This is a genomic window from Alcanivorax sp. 97CO-5 (genome assembly GCF_000524665.1).
In the GTDB taxonomy this organism is placed as follows: Bacteria; Pseudomonadota; Gammaproteobacteria; order Pseudomonadales; family Alcanivoracaceae; genus Alcanivorax; species Alcanivorax borkumensis.
In genome coordinates, this window is record NZ_KI965908.1 from 45,755 (window position 1) to 65,583 (window position 19,829).

A 19,829-nucleotide genomic window follows, 5' to 3' on the forward strand; every position below is an offset into this window, starting at 1 on the left:
ATCAAACCCCACTCAAGCCCACACGAGTGATCTGAACAATCATCTCCACAATCTTCTTGGCCTGATCCATTCCGCCACCAATGGCTTTGCATTCCTGGAACATGCGCGGCAGTAGCTTTTTACGAATGTCGGCTTCGATGTTTTGTGGGTTGATGGAGTTTTCCGCGACAGAGGTTTCTACCGCCTGGTCAATTTCAAAGGCAACTTTGACCCACTTATCCTGAACTTGGTGGTCGAGTACAGCCAAAGCTTCAGGAAGAACTTTCTTGAAGACGCCAAAGTAAGCCTGAGCATGGCGATTCCCAGCAAAGGCATCAGGTATGTCGTTTAAGCGCCTGTCTTGAACTTGCTCTTCAAATTCACGGAACAACATGTACTGTTTCAGTGGGTGGTCGAATAGCTTTTCGGCCTCTTCAATGGCTTGTCGCAGCAGTTTTGAGAACACTTCCTGAGCATAAGGGTCATCCCGTAGCTCTTGTTCAATCATTCGGGTTACGCGGGTTTTGATGATGTCGGTTTCGTTGCGGGTTTTATCTTCGCTCCAGTCTTCCGGCTGTTGCTTTTGTCCCATCTTACCCACTTCATACACGCCACCGGGTTCTTTAACCTCGACACCCACCACATGCTTATCCAGTAGTTTTTTCACTTGTTCGGCGTATTCGTCGTAATCAATCCTCTCACCGGCATCTTGCTGCACAAGTTGGCGCAAGCTGGAGAATTGCTTCACGGTTTCTTTATAGTGATGACGATCCTGGTCGCTAAAGCTCTTGTCTTCAAAGAAGGTGGCCGATTGCAGCGCTACCTTCAAGCAGCTGGCGAAGGCCGTCAGGGCTTCGTAGAAGTCTTCACGCACCTTTAGATGCACGTCAACCAGCTCGCCGCCACGCTCTTCAATCTTTGGAACCAGCACCTGACGCAATTGCTCGATGTCGTTCTTGTTTTTCACGCCATCGAATATGGCCCATAGCTGCTTATAAAGCTGTGGCAGGCGCTTGTACTCGGTACTCATCTGGTTGTAGAGGCCAGCAATATCATTGATGTCGTAACCGCCCTGAGTGCGGGAGGCCAGATCCTGATATTTCTGGATGGTGGTATCCAGCTCAGCCAGAATGCCGCGATAGTCGATGAGCAAGCCAAACTTCTTCTTCGGGTGCAGGCGGTTTACCCGTGCAATCGCTTGGATCAGGTTGTGCTCTTTCAGGGGTTTGTCGATATACAGCACTGCGTTTTTCGGCTCATCAAAGCCCGTGAGCAGCTTATCAACCACGATGAGTATCTTCAGTGAATCATCTTTGTCGAAGCGTTCTATCAGGTGTTTGGTGTAAGCCTGTTCATCCTGGCTGCCAATATTGTCTTTCCACCATTGGGTCACTTCAGGTGTGGTGGCCTCATCGACAGCAGTGTTACCTTCACGGCTATCAGGCGGGCTCATCACCACGGCAGATTCAAACAAGCCTGCTTCGTCCAGATACTTCTTGTACTTGATCGCAGAGGCCTTACTGTCGCAGGCTAGCTGGCCTTTCAAACCTTCGTCGATGTTCTTTACGAAATGGTTAGCAATATCCAGGGCAATCAAACGAATGCGGTCATCCGCACCGTATACCTGGCCCTTCTTAGCAAACTTGCGCTTTAGGTCGGCCTTTTGCTCGTCTGAAAGCCCTTCGGTAATACGCTCAAACCAACTGTCGATTGCTCGCTCATTCACATCCAGGTCAGGGATACGCTCTTCATACAGCAGCGGCGTCACTGTCTGGTCTTCCACGGCGCGCTGCATGGTGTAAGCATGCACAATGGGGCCAAACTTATTGGTGGTCTTGTCGTCTTTTAACAGTGGCGTGCCGGTGAAGGCGACAAAAGCTGCATTAGGCAGCGCCTGCTTCATACGGATATGGTTTTCACCACCTTGGCTGCGGTGGCCCTCGTCGATCAGCACAATGATGTCAGAGCTGTTGTTCACACACTCCGGCATTTTTGTTGCAGTATTAAACTTCTGAATCAGTGAGAAGATGATCCGCTCAGTGCCTTTGCCTATCTGTTCAGCCAGGCGTTTGCCAGAGGTGGCCATCGCCGCTTCTTTGTCTTTTTTACCGGCCAGCTCGCCGCCAGAGGCAAAGGTTTTGCTCAACTGGGTTTCCAGGTCTACCCGGTCAGTTACCACCACAATACGGCATTGCTTCAGGCTTTCGTGCAGGATCAGCGCCTTACTTAAAAACACCATAGTGAATGACTTACCCGAACCCGTGGTGTGCCAAATCACACCGCCTTCACGGCCCCCGGTGACGCTGCGGGTATTGATGCGTTCAATCAGTCGTTTAATACCAAACACCTGCTGATAGCGGGCGACGATTTTGCCAGCCTTTTTATCGAACAAGGTGAAATAACGGGTCATCTCCAGCAACCGGGCAGGGCTTAACAGGCTGATCAGTAATTGATCTTGCCCAGTCACAGCAAGCTCCCCCGCGGCGGTCAGGCTCTGGTACCAATCCAGGTCTTTTGCCGGACGGTGGCTGAATAGGCCTGCCAACTGTTCATCTTTGAGCGTTTTGTTTTTGATGGCGTACATCTCAGCATCGGTGATGTCTTCTTCACGCCAGGCGGCCCAGAACTTAGCGGGTGTGCCGCAGGTACCATAACGGCCTTCGTTGCCGTTTATGGATAACAACATTTGGCTATAGGCGAACAGTAACGGAATTTCATAATGGCGCTGGTTACGCAGGCTTTGCGAAATGCCTTCGTCAATGGTGGGGCCTTTTTTTGCCCCTTTCCCTGAATAGCCATCCGGGCGTTTCGCCTCAATCACAACCAGAGGAATACCGTTCACAAAGCAGACAATATCCGGTCTGCGGCTTTCAATGCCGCCAGTGCGGGTAACGGTAAACTCTTCGGTAAATACAAAGCTGTTATTGGCTGGGTTTTGCCAGTCAATTAGCGCAACGGTCGGGCTGGCCTTTTTGCCATCCACAAACTCAGTGACGGAGATGCCATACAGCAGATGGTTGTACAGGCGTTCGTTGGCGGTTAACAGGCCTTCGTTAAGTGCAGGGTTGCATACCTCGGCAATCAGGTTGTCGATAGCCTTTTCAGACAGCGGGTAGCTCTTCCCAGCAAAGTTAAACGAGCGCTTCTTCAATTCGCTGCGTAGCACCTGGCGTAAAACCACTTCATCGGCCTTGCCACCACGGGCAGCTAACGCGAGTTCAGGAGAGAGGAACGACCACCCGAGGTTGGTCAACAACGTCAGCGCTGGTAACTTGGCACTGTATTCTTCCTGAAATTTGGGTGTGTATTGTGTCATTCGTTATCTCTCTTCAACCCCTGAAACCGAGGTGCGCTTTCTAAAATGGGTTTTCGTCTTGTGAATACTCGTTCCACATCTCGACTGCTGCGCGCTCAATGTCCAAGTATGATTTTTCTATCAAAGGTGTTCTTATAGGTGCGCTAGACTTATCCCACTCTAAAGTATTTCCGTTCTTGTCTTTGCGGCGTAGTTTTGAACCTCCACCCAGACTCATTGAGAACAGATCTAAAAAACGCCTTGGCCCAACCCCAATAAATGGCTCGAAGCTTACCAATTCACTTGTTTCATCAGGAGCTTTTTCCAGCTCAGATTTGAGCTGTATGGATTCAGAATGAAAGTCGAGAGCACGGCTTTTCGGATAGGGCTCTACATAAACCACGCGATTGATACCGCTTGCGATTATGTGCTTTGCGCAGTTATGGCAAGGAAATGTCGTGCAGTAGAGTGTTGAGCCTGTGGTTGGTATGCCCGCACGACTGCATGACAAAAGAGCATCCATTTCCGCGTGCACGACACGGCCAAACTCCGTAAGGTCAGAGATTTTGCTTTCTTTCAGTACTTTATGCAGCTCAACCTCGTTTTGCCCATCGACTAAACCTCTGTCGAGCAGGTTCTTGGCGATCTCCTGAATAATTTCGGCTTGTGCTTGTTTATTCGAATCACCTTCTCTGGTGTAGTCCTTTCCATCCAGGTCATCTTCGACTTTGCCCGTCGCTTCATCAACCTCAGCCCAGTACAGCCCTCCGCCAGATTTCGGAACATCATTTGCACCCGTCGCAATAATCTGTTTTTCTCGACTAATCACGGCACCAACCTGGCGAGATAAATCACCGGAGCGTACAGAACTGTTAAATGCCATAAACATGGCAAATTCATCAAACGTTGGATTTTTATAGGGGTGAGAGAATATCAGTTCCAAAAATCGCTGTAAGCGGTTCTTAACCTGATCGTTATTGCTGCCAAGATTCAAAAAGAAATCGGCAAGATGATAGGTGTCTCTGGTCTTCTGACCATGATCGAAGCTTTCGTCCTCATCAATTCGAATCAATTCATTAGCTTTGGCTTGAGTCATACCTTTGTCATCGGTTAAGTGCTGATGACGTCTTTTTTCATCCGCATGAATACCGATTAAGTAGAAGCCGTCACCGTAAATTTTCCGGAGAAACTCAACCTCTCTCGGGTGTTTTAAAGAGTTCACAATAAAAGCACGTTTGGAACTCGAAGCACTCCTTGATGAAGATATGTTTTTAGCCACACCCGCAGCTAAAATGGCATTGTTTTCACTGCTTTTTCGCAGTGCATCACCAGCCTCCATATAGTGCTTGATACGCGCGTACTCATCCGCTCCTGAAAAACTAGGCAAACATGCTGAAACCCGTATTTCTTGGACTGAATAGCCGAAACCTTTGAGCCGATCTATAAGAGGCTCTGTTACGCGTTTGTATTCTGTACCAACCGCACTCACTATCCCAATGACCAATTCTCCCTCGTTGATTCCTGTTGTCAGGTATCTCCGCTCAATTGAATCAGTTTTAGCAGGATTGGGGGCAGATAAGCTTGGCTCTGAAGTAGCTATTGTAATTTTTGATGCAGCAATCGACTCCGCTTCAGCAGGATAAAGCAGCTTTGGAACCTCAGATTCCAAAGTGGCTTTACCGGGATCTTTACCTTGGAAATTGATGGAACCTGTAGATTCGAACCAGTTCATCACTCCGCCATTTAGCCGGAGCACCTTTTTATTTGGTTGCGATTCATCCCACTCCCCCCGAAGAGTTACTAACTTAGAGCATAGATCTGCGAACGTGCCAGAAAACTTCAACGCCATTGTTGCCTCACTTCTTATCTGTCGGTGGGTGAGGGTCATTACCGTAGCTATTACCAGCTCGGATTTTTCCATCAGTGCCATGAATTTTTGTATCGGATTGCTGATTGCGAGCGATCTCTTCAGCAACTTCGATGGCTTCTTTCTGTGTCTTGGTGACCTTGGTCGCTTTTGAGTTGCCAGCGCCTTTTACAGCCCATCCATCGGGGTGTTTCACTACGTGTTGGTTTTTACCTTTTGCCATTATGCAACCTCTTTATCATCAATTTTTACCCGTCGTTTACCCGTCAATAACTGCTGCATCAGGGCTTTTTTCTCTTGCTTTAAGGCATCGAGCTTTTGTTGTAAGGCGGAGATTTCCTGATCGGCGGTGGACAGTACAACCGCGATTTTTTGTTGTTCCTCACTATCGGGAAATGGTATGACCAGACGAGAATAGATCGAAATCCAGTGTCGCTGATGTCCTCCTACAGAAAAATCCAGCAACTGCATTGCCTCGTATACGTACTTTATTGAAACACCTTCCTTGGCTGTCAGGATCTTCATTGCGCTGGATTTAGCCTTAAAAGGGAAATCCACGAACTTACTGTCAGTAGTAAAATCATCGAAAATTATGGCAGGCAGTTGTTCCGAAAATATTCCCGACTCTTCATCTGTATATCCGAGGATGAACGTCTTTCCAGCCGTAAGAACAGGTGTTGAAAAGTCATCACTGTATTCCGTGCTCTCAACCAAATAGGGAGTCGGCTGTTGATAATCCAGCAAGTCTCCTAGCTCGACCCGTTTCCACTCCCCGCTAAACCTAACCCCGTTCTTATCCAGCAGGCGCTTTTTGCCGGTTAGCAGTTGTTGCATCAGAGCTTTTTTCTGTTGCTGGTTGTTTGCAAGCAGTTGTTCGGTGGTGGTGATGGCCTTATCCCAGGTGGAGAGGATTTGGGCGATTTTCCTTTGTTCCTTGATGTTGGGAATTGTGACCGGAATTCGAGCAAAATCATTAAAATACAAACGCAGACGGTCTTTCGTCAGGCCATACGAGTAGGCCCAAAATAGGTAAATCATTCGAGGAGTTTTGAACAAGTACTCGGCATAGAGCGAATCTATTTTTGCAGTTGGTCTGAGTACAACATAGGCTGGACTGACCAACCCATTAACGCTGGCTCGCCCCAAGGCTCCTTGCCAAACACGCATCATGTTGTAAGCAATATCTCCGCTTTGGACTAGCAAATGCTCGCTAGCCTCCAGATTTGTTTCCGTTCTTCTATCCAGTTGATCTCTTACAATCAGTCCATTGTTCAAAGTAACTGACAGAAGTGGAAGACCTGCTTCACCTTTTTTTCTGCTGGATTTAAACAGTTCACCCAGATGAGTGCTTGGATTACTGGCCATATCCCAGCTCCTCAAGATACTTGGCCATCTCAGTTTCCAGCTCGGTCAGCTGTGCTTTAAGCTGCTCACGCTCTGCACGCACGGCCATCAGGTCGATTTCTTCCTCTTCTTCAAAGGTATCGACGTAGCGCGGAATATTCAGGTTGTAATCGTTCTCTTTAATCTCTTCGAGGCTGGCGACGTAGGCGTACTTATCGACATCGTTGCCAGCGTGATAGGTAGCTACAATCTTGGCTATATTCTCTTCAGTCAGCAGGTTCTGGTTTTTACCGGCTTTGAAGTCGCGGCTGGCGTCGATAAACATGACGTTATCGTCGCTCTTATTTTTCTTGAAGATTAGGATTGCCGCTGGTATACCGGTGCCGTAAAACAGCTTTTCTGGCAGGCCAATAACGGCATCCAACAGGTTTTCGTCAATCAATTGCTGGCGAATTTTGCCCTCAGACGAGCCACGGAATAACACGCCGTGTGGCACCACCACGCCCATTCGGCCTGTTTTTGGTTTGAGGGTTTCAATCATGTGCAGGATAAAGGCGTAGTCACCTTTGGTTTTCGGCGGTACACCACGGCGGAAGCGGCTGAACTTGTCGTGCTCGGCTTCGTTGTGGCCCCATTTATCCAGACTGAAAGGCGGGTTGGCGGTAACGATATCAAACAGCATTAAGTCGCCGCTTTTATCGAGTAGCTTGGGGTTACGAATGGTGTCGCCCCATTCAATTTTGTGGTTGTCCTCGCCGTGCAGGAACATGTTCATTTTGGCCAGCGACCAAGTGGAACCAATGGCTTCTTGACCATACAGGGCGTATTGCTTGCTGCCGTGGTTTGTCACGACCTTGCGACCACACTTCATAAGTAGCGAGCCAGAGCCACAGGCAGGGTCGCAGATGCTGTCACCCGGTTGCGGGTCTAATAACTCGGCGATCAGGTCGCTGACTTCTGGCGGAGTATAAAACTCACCGGCTTTCTGGCCACCACTGGCTGCGAAGTTTTTGATTAAGTATTCGTAGGCGTTACCGATCACATCCAGCGTGCCAACGCGGCTGGGTTTGAGGTTCAGCTCGGGCTTGGCGAAGTCTTCCAGCAGGTGACGCAGAATGGTGTTCTTTTGCTTTTCTTCACCCAGTTTGTCGGTGTTGAACGAAATGTCCTGGAACACGCTTTTACCGGCGTCTTTGAGTTTGGTGCCGTTGGCTTCTTCAATGGCGTGCAGCGCCTGGTCGATGCGTTCGCCGTTGCCGGGTTCGTGACGGCGTTCGTACAGGGCGTAGAAGCTGGCCGCTTTGGGCAGTACAAAGCGCTCGTTTTTCATCATCTCTTCGATGAGTTCCGGTTCGTCGCCGTACTCGGCCTTGTAGCCATCGTAGTGATCCTGCCATACATCAGAGATGTACTTGAGGAACAGCATGGTCAGGATGAAGTCTTTGTAAGTATCGGCGCTGATGGTGCCACGGAAGGTATCGCAGGCGTTCCACAGCGCTTTGTTGATGCTGTCTTGGTTAATCTTGTCGTTCATCCATTGCTTCCTTTTATGTGGGGCCAATCAATGGCTGGCCCGGTTCAAATCTTAAATTCGTTGTGCAGGCTGTTTAGTGGCCATGCGCCTGGTATAAGTCGTTGGCGATTGCGCCCATCATGCGCTCACCGTTGTTTACTAGCCTCTGTATAAGCCTCTGCTCTTCACCCAAAGTGTTGGCCATCGCAATAATTGCTCGCTGCTTGGCAAGTGGCGGAACAATGACAGGGGTATCTTCCAGCACACTGCGGCGAATACTTTTTGTTAGGGTGCCTTCGGCATTTTGCTCAAAGTAACGTTGAGCCGGTGCCTGATTCAGTAACCACACCATAAACTCGGGCAGGATGTCTTTCTTCTTCAGGCTGACCACAAAAAAATGAGGTGCAGCAACGGCCTGCTTACCCGCAGAAGCCAATAACTGATCGACCTGCACGGCGTAGTTATGGCTACCACGAGCGGCCACTAAAATATCACCTGTGGTGAGGTAGTCGGGTTCACGCTTGCCGGTTAGCTCTGTTTCCAAGCAGCCTGACCAGCGAATCCCTTCGGTTAGCGAAACATCCTTCATCTGAACCGCGACCACAGCAGAGCCTGGCGCTTCAGGGATTTTGCCCCGAAATGGATAGCCTGCATTGATGGTTGCGATCTGTTTAAGCTTCACGCCTTCACCTGTTCATAGTCAATGATGCAGAAATAATCTGTTGATCCTGGTTAAATGTCAAGCTAAAGTTGTTTCATCGCCTTTGATGCAAAGAAAGTTGCTCAAGGGTTTTTTGTTGGGTAGGGTGATTACATCATTGTCTATGAAGCCAAATTTTCATGTCAGAGTAGAGGTGGTTCGCAAGCTGGAATGCTATGAGCCATCAACGGTAGAACTTGTGGGTAGCCATGTATGCAGTGCTGCCGCCAAAGGTCGTGACTACTATCGGCACCCGGCGCAGGACGTGGCACATGATGTGTTTTACCACTACCCGATGATTGTTGACCCGGATGGTTCGCTCTGGGTAGAGGCTAATCGTTATCTGCTGAGCAGGCTTAACGGATTTGTGCCAGCAAAGCGCAGAACTCTCGAATCTATAGCGGGGGATCTGGCACATTTCAGGCAGTGGTTGCTGGAAGAGGAGATCGATTTTCTGACCGTATCTGCCCGGCCCAGGGCCAGACCTACATACCGCTATTGCACTTATCTGCATGATGAAATCCGCCAAGGAAAGTTAAAGGCACGCACGGCTAAGCGTCGTATGAGTAGCTTGCAGAACTTTTATCGTTGGCTGGAAACGGAAGGTTTTAAGTTTGACTATCCATTATGGCTTGAAGATGAGGCAGCACTGATGTTCAGAGATGCGCGAGGTTTTCAGCGCAGAAAATCAGTAAAAAGCACAGACCTGACTCGATCGTTCAGGATAGTGAAGAGCAATGATGACTACAGTGAGTACATTGATGACGGCGGTAAGCTGAGGCCTTTACCAAAGGATGAGCAAGTGGCCTTAATTCAAGCCCTGAAAGCCATTGGCAACACCGAAATGACATTGGCGTTCTTTCTGGCTTTAGCGACTGGCGCACGGTTGCAAACTGTTTTCACGCTTCGTCGGCAGAATTTTTTGGATGAGCCGTATAAAGGCGCGATATCTCATAGGGTAAAGGTCGGTGCCGGAACACCAGTCAGCACCAAGTATGACAAGCAGATGGTGTTGCTTGTACCGCTATTTTTGTATCGTCGGGTGCAGATCTACATGAATTCTGAGCGCTGTCGCCAACGAATAAAGTTATCGAAGCACGTATATCCAGAAGATGGCGATCAATATCTGTTTCTGACTCGCGTTGGTCAGCCTTACTACATGGCTGAGAATGACCCCTTTGCGTTTTTGTATCGAAGCCCGCCAAGGGGGAACGCCGTTACTCAATTCATCAGGCAGCAATTAAAACCAGAGCTGTACCGCCACGGGCACGAATTTGAATTCCGTTTTCATGATCTGCGGGCGACCTTTGGAATGAATCTGTTGGAAAGTTTTGTTAATCAAATGTCGCAGGCTGAACCCAATTTGACTGTAAAGGCAGATATGACAAAAGCCCTGATGCTGGTTCGTTCCAGGATGGGGCATACCAGTATTCGGACAACGGAGGCCTACTTGAACTATCGCGAAAAATACCGCGTCGCGCTTGATTTGCAATCGGAGTATGAGGCTTACCTCGAATCCATGCTGAACGAGGTAAATACCGATGACATGGAGTAAGCGAAGGACCGTTTCCTATACCATCGAACAGCTTCCCACCGATGAAACCGGGAAAGTCGTACTGCTAGACCCATCAGCTGTGAAGGTTTTTATCCCAGGATATAAATATGCGGTGGATATTGGTAGTTGGTGTTACACAAAAAGACGGCGTATGACGGCAGACACGTCAACCGAGGCTTGCGCGTCGAATCTGGTAACTATGGAAAGCTATCGGTCTGCCAGGAAAGAGTTTGTCTCTTTGTATATCGAGTTTTTCCTTCATCACATAAAGTTGGGGAAGTCTGCACACACGCTTAAAACAAATTTCGGGCAGTTTAATAGGTTTGTACGGTGGTGTGATTCAAGCTATGTTCGAGGGCTTGATTCTATGGATGATTTTGCAGAGGCCGTAAGGTTGTTTACGGAATATCTGATTCATAAAGTCAGAGCTAGTGACATTAACGTTAATACTGCTGCAACTTTGCAGCAGTTGATAATGGGGGTCGGGCGCTATGTCTATGGCGACCCTTACGGAGATCTTTTTCGAAATGTGAGAAAAGTAAGGAGATCTCTACAAGCAGTTAATAAAACGAAAATACCAGAAGATACAAGTGTAGCTCGCACACTGACGGTCTATCTTCAAGTATTTAATCAACTGTCTGATTTTGTTATTGATTTTCAGAAATTCCCAAAAGAGATAGTCATTGAGAATAATCGCTTCTGGTTCTTTCCCGTATCTGTGCCCTTCGGAGGGAAATCGACTGTTAGTAAAAAAGCAGCATTGAAAGATCGCTTTTTGGCATATGACTATATAAGCGGTTGTATTCGATCTGTAGAAGAAATAACGAAGCTTTCAAAAACTAATCTGATCGCTAGTCATCGAGCATCCCATAATAACGCAATCAGTAAAATGGAGATCGCCAATTCATCCCGATTTCATAATAGACGAATAGATGCTGCCCGAATGGCGTTTCAGGCTTTTGTGATGCTATTTTCTGCAAACACCGGCATGAATCTGGGGCAAATGTTGCAGCTCCCATGGTCGGGTGATCATGAGGTTTTGAAAGATAGAATCGGATTTAAGGGGATTAAGTATAGAGCGGGGAACAGAGAAGTTGTTTTTCACATATCTTCGTCCTTTTACCTAACGTTCAAGAAGTTCCTGCTGCTTCGCCAGTACATGCTGGATGCACTGAATATACATTCTTATCCCTTGCTCTTTTTCAAGGTTGCATTTGATCAGGCAGCGCCACTTTCTATGGATATTGCGGGGGATCTTCATCGGCGTTTGAAGGTGTGTTTCGGCTTTGATTTAAAAATAACCACAAGAATGTGGAGGGCGTATAAGGGGGATTGGTTAATAAGGAATACAGATGTCGCAACGACTTCGCTTGTTTTACAGAATAGCCCTGTAACGGTACTGAGGCATTATACGGAAGGTAGCAAGACTCGTAATGATAGCCAAATAGGCAGCTTTTTCGATTCCTACAAGGCCATGGTTATAGATATAGACGCCAAGGCGAAAAGCACGCCCGTTGGACAGTGTATCGGAAGTAGTCCTGCCACCCTTGGTAATACACCCATTGAGCCTGATTGCAGGACGTTTGAAGGCTGCTTGTTTTGTAAAAACTATAAAGTTCATTCTGATATTGATGATGTCCATAAATTGATCAGCTTTAAGTACCTGCTTAAGGAATCTTTGATACTCGCGCATACAGAGAAACACTTTAATGAAAAGGTTCTACCTGTTTTGGATCGCATAGAGCAAGTGCTTGATGTCATTAAGTCGAATTTCAGTGGTGATGTTGGTCAGTTGGATGACATTGAGCGTGATGTTTTTGATAGGGAGATCCTATCTGATTATTGGCAAATGAAACTGGACACCTTGATTGAAATTGGAGTGTTGTCATGAGTACGAAGATATATCGTGCCAACTTCGAATATTTTGTACAAGATGATCAGGCTTCATTTCCTGACGCCTTTGAGATCGAGGGGGGAATTCAGGTACCTTCTGATGAGTTTGTCGTTTCTCGAAATAAGCAAGGAGATCCCATATCCCGATATGGTGATGATGTTTGGGATTTCAGGATATATCGTTTAGCTGGAGATTCAGGCTCAGCTCGGATCAACTTCGAATTTTCTCAAAAGGACTATCGTAATGAAGCTAAATGGCTTGCGTTTCTTCTGATCTATTTTGCTGAATCATCAGTAAATTACGGCGTTAGCGTAGCCACAATAATGAACTATATGAAATCTGTACGTCGGCTTATTGGTTATGCTTCAAGTCAGTCAATATCAATTGCAACCGTACTGTCCGAGAAAAAACACCTTGATGAATTTATCAGAACACTGGAAACGAAAACGCTACTGACGGGTTTTTCTTCTTTAGTTGGTCATTTAGCACATATTCCGAGTGATGTTTCTGGATACAAGATATCCAGTCTTTATTCTAGTTTTTTGGCCAGAGAAAAGTCGAAAGCACTGCCAGAAGATTTGCAGCATCCTGTGATACCCCCTCGGCTATTTTCTTCATTGATTTCTGATCTGGAAATTTTCCTTAATGAAATTCTGGCGAGTATAGATAACCTGGCAGGGTTTACTGAAAACATAATGCATGACCCTTTGTTTGCTCGTTGCGAGTCAAAGCAACGCCAGTTAGGTGTTCATAGGCGAGAGATGGCTCCATTTTTTTATGAGGCGTCATCTGTATATGGGCTTGAAGGACTGTTGTTGAAGTATGACGTTTCAAATATACCGGGATTCAGTAAGTTTCTAACCAGAATACAACATGCCTGTCGCATGTACATTCATATATATACGGGGATGAGGCATTCTGAATGCCTTAGCCTTAAAAACAACTCCTTAGTAATAGAAAAGATTATGGGCAGGGATGTCTATAAACTTTTTGGCGATACAAGTAAATTTGTTGGACAAAAGAAAAGAGTCGCCTGGGTGACAAGCAAAGATGTTGTCAAGGCGTTTGAAATTGCACGGAAGATATCTATTTTAATCTGCTTTCAGTGCGATATCTTGCAGGATGATGCGCCATTATTTATAAGCGCGGTCTACTTGGGCTTCACTGGCGTGAAGATTGATTTGAATTCTCCCTTGGTCATTCAAAAGCATGCGAATAAGGATCAGGAAGTATTTAATTATTTTCCCTCAGAGTTATATGTAATAGAGGATTCTGATTTTGATCATTTGGTTGCTGTTGATCCGTTTCGCACATGGCACAAGGAGAAGGCATTTCAGCCAGGTTCTGTTTGGCGATTCACTACTCATCAGTTTAGGAGAACGTTAGCTTTTTATGTGTCTCAGTCAGGTAATGTATCCATTCCTGCACTTAAGAGTCAGTTAAAGCATATATCCAGAGAGATGACACTCTATTATTGCAATGCCTCTGCTTGCATTTCCGAATTCGATCATGATGAGCATATATCTCACCTGATGAGGGAAATTAAACCTGAGAGTGATGCTCATGCATATTTGGCAGCTGTTGCAGATCGAACAGAACCTTTCTTCGGTGCTTATGGGCGGTTTGTCGATCGCAATGTTACCGAACGGGAAAGCGAGGGCCTGCTGCTTAACGATCGCAAGGAGTGGGTAAGCCGTTTCAGAAGGGGTGAGCTTGCCTATAAAGAGACACCTCTGGGGGCATGTATGACAACATCCTCATGTGACAAAAAGCTACTTCGCTTGGTTTCTGCCTGTATTAGCTGTGATAAGGCAATCATAAAACCAAGTAAGCTGGAACGAGTCATTGCGCGTCAAAGAATCTTTGTTGATGAGCTAAAAAGCAAGGATGATTCGAGCATCGCGCTTAGAACCGAGTTGTCAGAACTAGAAGATCTCGAAAGTTACCAGCGTCGGATCGCTCTTTTGAGAAATAAGGGGGTCTAGCATGCAAGAATACTGGGAAGCACTAGAACGCTTGAAGGCAGGATGCCCAGGCCGAGTTCCGCCAGGCTCTTCGATTAACAAGGACACCGTTGCATTGGAGGCTGGCAGAAAGCGTGGGTCAATTAAGAAATCCAGGAGCAGCTTCGGGGAATTGATTGCGGCAATTGACACTGCGAACGGAGAGGTTGATGTACCAGCTAACAAACCTAGGGATTTACTTCGAAAAGTCAGAGCAGAGAAGCAAAATTACAAAGAACTCTATCATCAGGCTCTGAATCGAGAGTTGATGTTGCTTGATAGGCTGGCCCGATTGGAGAAAGAGTTGGCCCGCTTTTCAAATGTGCTGCCAATTAGAGAATAGAATTATGTGGATTCAAAAAGAAGTAAAAATCTCACCCAAGAAACGAGGGTTTCATCTGATTACAGATGAAATTGTAAGACAGGTATCTGAGTTGTCACAGGTATCAGTTGGGCTTGCTCATATTTTCATCAAACACACCTCTGCGTCTTTGACGATCAATGAAAATGCAGATCCTACAGTACGTGATGATTTTGAAAGCTTCTTTAGTCGTGCGGTTCCCGAAGATGAGCCCTATTACAAGCATATTTATGAGGGGAGTGACGACTTGCCCAGCCACATTAAGGCCAGTCTGCTTGGGAATAGTGTTTCTGTTCCCGTGTCCGATGGGAGCTTTAACATGGGAATCTGGCAAGGTATTTATCTATGTGAGCATCGTAATCATGGTGGCTCCCGTTCGCTGGTTGTCACGATTCATGGAGAGGGTTAAGTGAGCAAGAAAGGGAATCCAATAATTTATATCGGTGGGCCGGGATATAGATATGAAGATTTTGAGCCGTTAATTGGCAGTATTGATGAGCACATAAAAGAAGTGCTATCAGTATTAAAAGCTGAAAATGTTAAGGGTGCCACTTCGAATATTAAAATGGTCGTCGATGTATTTAACCCAGAGAAAGTAGGTGCTTTTGCAAAAACGGTCGATATCTGCAATGGAACATATTACGTTGAAATGACGGCAGGTTTGTCATATCACGTGTGGCTAGCCTCTCGTGTTTTTGAAACGGATTATGACTTTTTGCCATGGTTAAAGAGTATCAAAATCAGAGAAAAAAATTTAAAGAAGAGTGGGCGAAAGAAATTAATAGCTGACTTTGCATATTACCTTTGTAGCTATGCAATCATTCTTCATGAGCTATCTCATATTTACCTTGGACATACTGACTTTCTTAAGTCAAAGAGCAGTTCAGAGGTTTTGAATGAATTTCCTGATGAGAGTGAAATCGCTAGAAATGATTTGATGGTTAGGTATGCGTTTGAAGCTGAAGCTGATCGTCAATCAATCGAGTTTCTAATGGCGTTTCTAGAAGGTGCTTTGGGAAAAGATGGAATGGGAATCCATATTCGGTTTCCGAGTCGTTTGGCTGTGTATGAGTTTTTGGTTTATGCATTAACTTCACTGACGGCACTTTTGCAGCAGATGTCTGTAGGAACAAAGAACATTGTTCATCCTGATGCCAATGTCAGACAGTACATATTTTACTCGTCAGTAATTGCCTATCTGAAGAAGAGACAACCGGATTTGAGCAATGTCCTCGAAACAAAGATTCCAATATGGGCGCTGGAAGCAGGTAAGAAGATGGGAATACTTAAATCTCATGATCCTTTCGATGTTATGCGTACGGCCTTAGATTTAGCTAAGGTTGATGACATTTTGAAAGAGTCAGGGGTCCGGGAGTTCCAACACAAGATGTATACTTCTGAAGGTATGGACTGTTGAGTCCATACAGGCGTTTAAAGATGTGGACAGGTGGTATCGACAATGGCCATGAGCTGAGTGGGGTTAAGGGCGAGGCCATATGGACACATCATCCGTATGGTGGACATGCCGGCGCACATTAAGAGCGTATTGATAGGCCCTTCATTGAGCTTGCCTATTAGTAACGGGCGGCTGGCGTTAGGCACATGGCAGGGTATTTACCTGTGCGAACATCGCGATAACGCTGGCACAAGGCGGCTAGTGGCGACGATTCAGGGGGAGTGACTCGCCGAGCCTGAAGGAGCCTTGTGTGGGTAAGGCGCGGGCAAGGCGCGGGCGGTGCCGCTTGCCTGCCCGCGTGAACGCATGCGGTGTTGGGTTATTCTGAGATCCACTGCAGGAATTCGCGACGCTCTTGCTGGGTGGCCTGTTTCCATTGCGCTTTAAGCGTGTCCAAGTAGCTGGCCCCGGGCGCGACGCTGGTGCTCTTTTGTGCATGGGCGGCATTGGCCCCTGCTGCATTTTGGGGGGCAATGCTGTTGCTGGTAGCGGTGGTGACTTCTTCGCCGGTGATTGGCGCCAGGAAACCGCGGTTAAGGATCAGATCAGATTCTTTGGCCGCCACTTTTTCCCCGGTTTCGGTATTGCTGGCCCAGCCGCTAAAGCTGTCTTCCATGGCGCGGGCCTCTTCCACATTCTGGGGTTTGTCGAAGCCCAGCTGCCATTGGTCGCCTGCCTTGCCATCGATGATGAAGTTGGCTGGGTTGGTTTTCACAATCTCATGATTGTCCACATCCAGTTGCCATAACTCTTTGTAATAGGCGAGGATTTCATAGCGGCCGGGCGCTAACTTCAGTTCCTTAAAGTCGGTGGCGAAAAAGGTGTTTACGCCTTCCAGTTCTTTGCCGTTAATGGTGAACACTTCGATTTCGCTGGGCACCTTAACGGTGAGCACTTGGCTGTCGGCTTTGGCTGGGCCATCGTATAGCTGTACCACGGGGCTGCGGGCGCAGGCGGCCAGAAACAGGGCGCAAAGGGTTACGGTAAGCAGGCGCAGGGGCAACATGACTTCTCCTTAGGGCGGTTGATGACGCGGCCGGCCAGTCTGGCCTGCGCCTGTGTCAGTTATGTGACAAATCGATAGGGGTATTAGAACCCCCAGCTCTCCACCTTGCTAGGTGGCTGGTTGCGATTCAGGGCAGACATGCCCCGGGCGCACCGTACAATCCACCAGACGGAGATTAGCACCATCAACAGCCAGCCAATCAGGGCCAGGGTGGTGATGCCGGCAATAAACCAGTACAGCAGGCCAATCCAGAAGGTGCGGTACTGAAACCGAAAATGCTCGCGTAGCGGTGGTGGAGCATCGCTGACATTAATGTGAGCAAGAATCACGCCGACAATGGCGGTAAGCCCGCCGGTGATCAGACCCAGCAAATGTAGCACATAGATGATGCGAGCCAGGTTGGCGGTGCTGGTGTTACTCATTGTTGGGCCTCTTTGCTGGCGGGAGCCTTCGGCGGATGCTGCGCCTAGCCCCCGATTACGTTGGCCGCCGCTCAGTAGGGTCGCTACGGCAATAAGGGGAAGAAGCAGGGCGAGCATGGCCATTTTTTTTGACCGCGTGCTCTATTCGTTGGGCCGATGCTTCTTCGCTGTTATTACTTTACCGGACTCTGAATGTGGCGAGAACGGGGGGTTAGTCTGCTTTGATATGTTTTTGATCCCGGGGCAGAGTGTCGCCGCGTAGCTGGATGACGGTTTTCTGCAGCAGCAGGTTGTTGGGCAGGGTGTAGCGATGGCCCAGTTCATCTTGAATGGTAATGAAGATCAGCCCCATGTGGCGGACCTGGCCGGTGACAGTGTTGTCGCCGTCCAGTAAGCGGATTCGGTCGCCGACCCGGTAAGGCGCACTGAAGAACAGAATGATGGCGGCGGTGGTGTTGCTCAGCATGGACCAGCTAGCAAACAGCGCCACGCCGAGCAGTGCCATCAGTGAGGTGGCGAAAACCATGATGCCGTCGCCTTTTAAGCCCCACAAAATGCTTAGCGCCAACAGGCAAAGGAGCAAGCTGCTGCTGTTGATCACCACGGCGGTTTGAAAAATACGCGCGCGACTATAGCCCCGGCGGCGGCCCAGCCGTTTGGTTGCCCCACGCAGGGCGATGGACAATACCCAGCCGACCAGCAGCACCATCACGGTGAGCAGCCACTTCATTACCACTGAATCCATGTCTATCCGTGTTTGCCAGATACGAAAGGGTTGTGGCTGCGTTCATGGCCAATGGTGGACATGGGGCCGTGGCCGGGAATAAAGGACACGTCGTCGTCCAAGGTTAGCAGCTGATCCTTAATCGCTTGGATCAGTGTGTCGTGGTCGCCTTTGGGGAAATCCGTGCGGCCTATGGAACCGTTAAATAGGACATCACCCACCACCACCAGTTTTGCTTCGGGCTGGTAGAACACTACGTGGCCGGGAGTGTGCCCGGGGCAGTGGCGCACTTCGAAACGGGTTTCCCCCACGGTGACGCTATCGCCGCCTTCCAGCCAGCGGTCTGGCGTGAATGGGCGTGATGGAGCAAAGCCCATCATTTGTGCTTGCTGGGGCAGCATATCAATCCAGAATTGATCGTCCCGGTGCGGGCCTTCAATGGGCAGAGATAGCCGCTCAGCCAGGTCTGCCACGGCACCAATATGGTCCAGGTGCGCGTGGGTGACGAGGATTTTTTCCGGTGTGCCGCCTATTTGCTCAAGGGCGGTGAGGATGTTTTCCAGGTCGCCGCCTGGGTCCACGATAGCCACCTTGTTGGTCGCTTCGCATTTCAGAATAGAACAGTTTTGTTGGAACGGGGTGACCGGCACGATGGCGTACTTCATGGCTATCTATTCGGTGGAGAATGTGCCCGCAGTATAGCGCTAATTTGGGTAAGGATTCACACCTCCACCGTTGGGCCGAAAGGATAAATAGCGGCAGATTCAGACGCAGTTAAGGTTTGCGGTTGGCCTCTTAGTGGTACTTTAAGTGTCTACATAACTCATAAAGGAAGGGAATCATGGATATGGAGCAAATACAGCCGTATCTGGACAAGGGAATTGAGCTAAGCATGGCCTATTTTCCTAAGGTGCTGCTAGCGGTGATTACATTGATTGTGGGCTTCTGGATCATCAAGAGGGTGATCAAGGGCATGAACCGGCTGCTGGGCTTGAAGGCCGTGGACGATACCTTACAGAAGTTTATGACCAGTCTTGTGGATGTGCTGCTTAAAATTTTGTTGCTGGTGGCCGTGGCAGGAATGGTTGGCGTACAAACGACGTCCTTTATTGCCATGCTGGGTGCCATGGGGTTGGCGGTGGGGCTGGCGTTGCAAGGAAGCCTGGGTAACTTTGCCGGTGGTGTACTTATCCTGCTCTTCAAACCGTACCGGGTGGGGGACATTATTGAAGCCCAGGGGCATACCGGAAAAGTATGGGATATTCAGATTTTCAATACCATCCTCACGACCTACGACAACCAGCGCATCGTGATCCCCAACGGACTCATGTCCAATGGCTGTATCAAAAATATTTTTGTGGAGCCGCAACGGCGCATAGATATCGAATTTGGTATTGGCTATGGAGATAGCATTGAGCAGGCTCGGGCCGCGATTCAATCGGTGATTGATAACGATGATCGCATTCTGGATGGTGGTAGTTTCGACGCCGATATTTTTGTTTCGGCCCATGCGGATAGCAGCATTACAATGTTGACTCGGGCGTGGGTGAATTCGGAAGATTATTGGCCGGTGTATTTTGGTTTGTTCGAGCAGGTGAAATACGCCTTTGATAAAGCCGGTATCACCATTCCTTTCCCCCAGCGGGATGTGCATTTATTTCAGCAGAGCGGAGGCGAAAGTTAGACGCTAAAACGCGAGGTGAATTGGTG

18 protein-coding genes are annotated in these 19,829 nt (G+C 48.2%); 8 read left to right on the plus strand and 10 right to left on the minus strand.

All coding sequences use genetic code 11. The annotated features are described in order from the left end of the window. Position 1 precedes the first annotated feature (1 nt). From Y017_RS14360 to Y017_RS14385, 6 genes are all read right to left on the minus strand, one after another. The gene (locus tag Y017_RS14360; protein WP_035461686.1) at positions 2-3,295 is read right to left on the minus strand and encodes a type I restriction endonuclease subunit R; all 3,294 of its coding nucleotides are present in this window, start codon (positions 3,293-3,295) and stop codon (positions 2-4) included. 40 nt (positions 3,296-3,335) lie between these two features. Beyond that, complete coding sequence (locus Y017_RS14365) at positions 3,336-5,006, minus strand: anti-phage dCTP deaminase (protein WP_081737640.1); 1,671 nt, start codon at positions 5,004-5,006, stop codon at positions 3,336-3,338. A 124-nt stretch (positions 5,007-5,130) separates the two neighbouring features. Further along, on the minus strand, positions 5,131-5,364 hold the full coding sequence (locus tag Y017_RS14370) for a DUF2188 domain-containing protein (protein ID WP_035461688.1): 234 nt from the start codon (positions 5,362-5,364) through the stop codon (positions 5,131-5,133). Continuing rightward, on the minus strand, positions 5,364-6,506 hold the full coding sequence (locus Y017_RS15360; RefSeq protein WP_081737636.1) for a restriction endonuclease subunit S: 1,143 nt from the start codon (positions 6,504-6,506) through the stop codon (positions 5,364-5,366). Before Y017_RS15360 ends, Y017_RS14370 begins: the two co-directional genes overlap by 1 nt. After that, positions 6,496-8,019 carry a type I restriction-modification system subunit M gene (locus tag Y017_RS14380; RefSeq protein ID WP_035461690.1) on the minus strand — a complete coding sequence of 508 codons (1,524 nt, stop codon included), beginning with the start codon at positions 8,017-8,019 and terminating at the stop codon, positions 6,496-6,498. The genes Y017_RS15360 and Y017_RS14380 overlap by 11 nt, the downstream gene beginning before the upstream one ends. A gap of 73 nt (positions 8,020-8,092) precedes the next feature. Further along, complete coding sequence (locus Y017_RS14385) at positions 8,093-8,680, minus strand: restriction endonuclease subunit S (RefSeq protein ID WP_035461692.1); 588 nt, start codon at positions 8,678-8,680, stop codon at positions 8,093-8,095. 40 nt (positions 8,681-8,720) lie between these two features. Between Y017_RS14385 and Y017_RS14390 the strand changes: the two genes are divergently transcribed. The 7 genes from Y017_RS14390 to Y017_RS15140 are packed head-to-tail and all read left to right on the plus strand — an operon-like array spanning position 8,721 to position 16,192. Then, positions 8,721-10,253 carry a site-specific integrase gene (locus tag Y017_RS14390; RefSeq protein WP_081737637.1) on the plus strand — a complete coding sequence of 511 codons (1,533 nt, stop codon included), beginning with the start codon at positions 8,721-8,723 and terminating at the stop codon, positions 10,251-10,253. Further along, on the plus strand, positions 10,240-12,144 hold the full coding sequence (locus tag Y017_RS14395; protein WP_035461696.1) for a hypothetical protein: 1,905 nt from the start codon (positions 10,240-10,242) through the stop codon (positions 12,142-12,144). Before Y017_RS14390 ends, Y017_RS14395 begins: the two co-directional genes overlap by 14 nt. Next, the gene (locus tag Y017_RS14400) at positions 12,141-14,132 is read left to right on the plus strand and encodes a hypothetical protein (RefSeq protein WP_035461698.1); all 1,992 of its coding nucleotides are present in this window, start codon (positions 12,141-12,143) and stop codon (positions 14,130-14,132) included. Before Y017_RS14395 ends, Y017_RS14400 begins: the two co-directional genes overlap by 4 nt. A gap of 1 nt (position 14,133) precedes the next feature. Continuing rightward, positions 14,134-14,493, plus strand: coding sequence for a hypothetical protein (locus Y017_RS14405; RefSeq protein ID WP_035461700.1), 360 nt, complete (start codon positions 14,134-14,136; stop codon positions 14,491-14,493). Positions 14,494-14,497: 4 nt separating this feature from the next. Then, positions 14,498-14,920: a secondary thiamine-phosphate synthase enzyme YjbQ gene (locus Y017_RS14410; RefSeq protein ID WP_035461702.1), complete on the plus strand. Its 423-nt coding sequence runs from the start codon at positions 14,498-14,500 to the stop codon at positions 14,918-14,920. After that, entirely contained in the window at positions 14,921-15,928 is a 1,008-nt protein-coding gene (locus Y017_RS14415) for a hypothetical protein (protein ID WP_035461704.1), read from the plus strand. Between the two features lie 57 nt (positions 15,929-15,985). After that, complete coding sequence (locus Y017_RS15140; RefSeq protein WP_081737638.1) at positions 15,986-16,192, plus strand: YjbQ family protein; 207 nt, start codon at positions 15,986-15,988, stop codon at positions 16,190-16,192. 94 nt (positions 16,193-16,286) lie between these two features. Here Y017_RS15140 and Y017_RS14420 read toward each other — a convergent pair whose 3' ends face one another. The 4 genes from Y017_RS14420 to Y017_RS14435 all read right to left on the minus strand — a co-directional run bounded on the left by Y017_RS14420 (position 16,287) and on the right by Y017_RS14435 (position 18,784). Further along, complete coding sequence (locus Y017_RS14420) at positions 16,287-16,973, minus strand: DUF2057 domain-containing protein (protein ID WP_035461707.1); 687 nt, start codon at positions 16,971-16,973, stop codon at positions 16,287-16,289. Between the two features lie 83 nt (positions 16,974-17,056). Then, positions 17,057-17,395 carry a hypothetical protein gene (locus tag Y017_RS14425; RefSeq protein WP_011589662.1) on the minus strand — a complete coding sequence of 113 codons (339 nt, stop codon included), beginning with the start codon at positions 17,393-17,395 and terminating at the stop codon, positions 17,057-17,059. Positions 17,396-17,606: 211 nt separating this feature from the next. After that, complete coding sequence (locus tag Y017_RS14430; RefSeq protein ID WP_011589661.1) at positions 17,607-18,140, minus strand: mechanosensitive ion channel domain-containing protein; 534 nt, start codon at positions 18,138-18,140, stop codon at positions 17,607-17,609. 2 nt (positions 18,141-18,142) lie between these two features. After that, entirely contained in the window at positions 18,143-18,784 is a 642-nt protein-coding gene (locus tag Y017_RS14435; protein ID WP_011589660.1) for an MBL fold metallo-hydrolase, read from the minus strand. Positions 18,785-18,960: 176 nt separating this feature from the next. Between Y017_RS14435 and Y017_RS14440 the strand changes: the two genes are divergently transcribed. Continuing rightward, a complete protein-coding gene (locus tag Y017_RS14440) occupies positions 18,961-19,803 on the plus strand; it encodes a mechanosensitive ion channel family protein (protein WP_035461713.1) in 843 nt (280 codons plus the stop codon). The last annotated feature ends 26 nt before the right edge of the window (positions 19,804-19,829 follow it).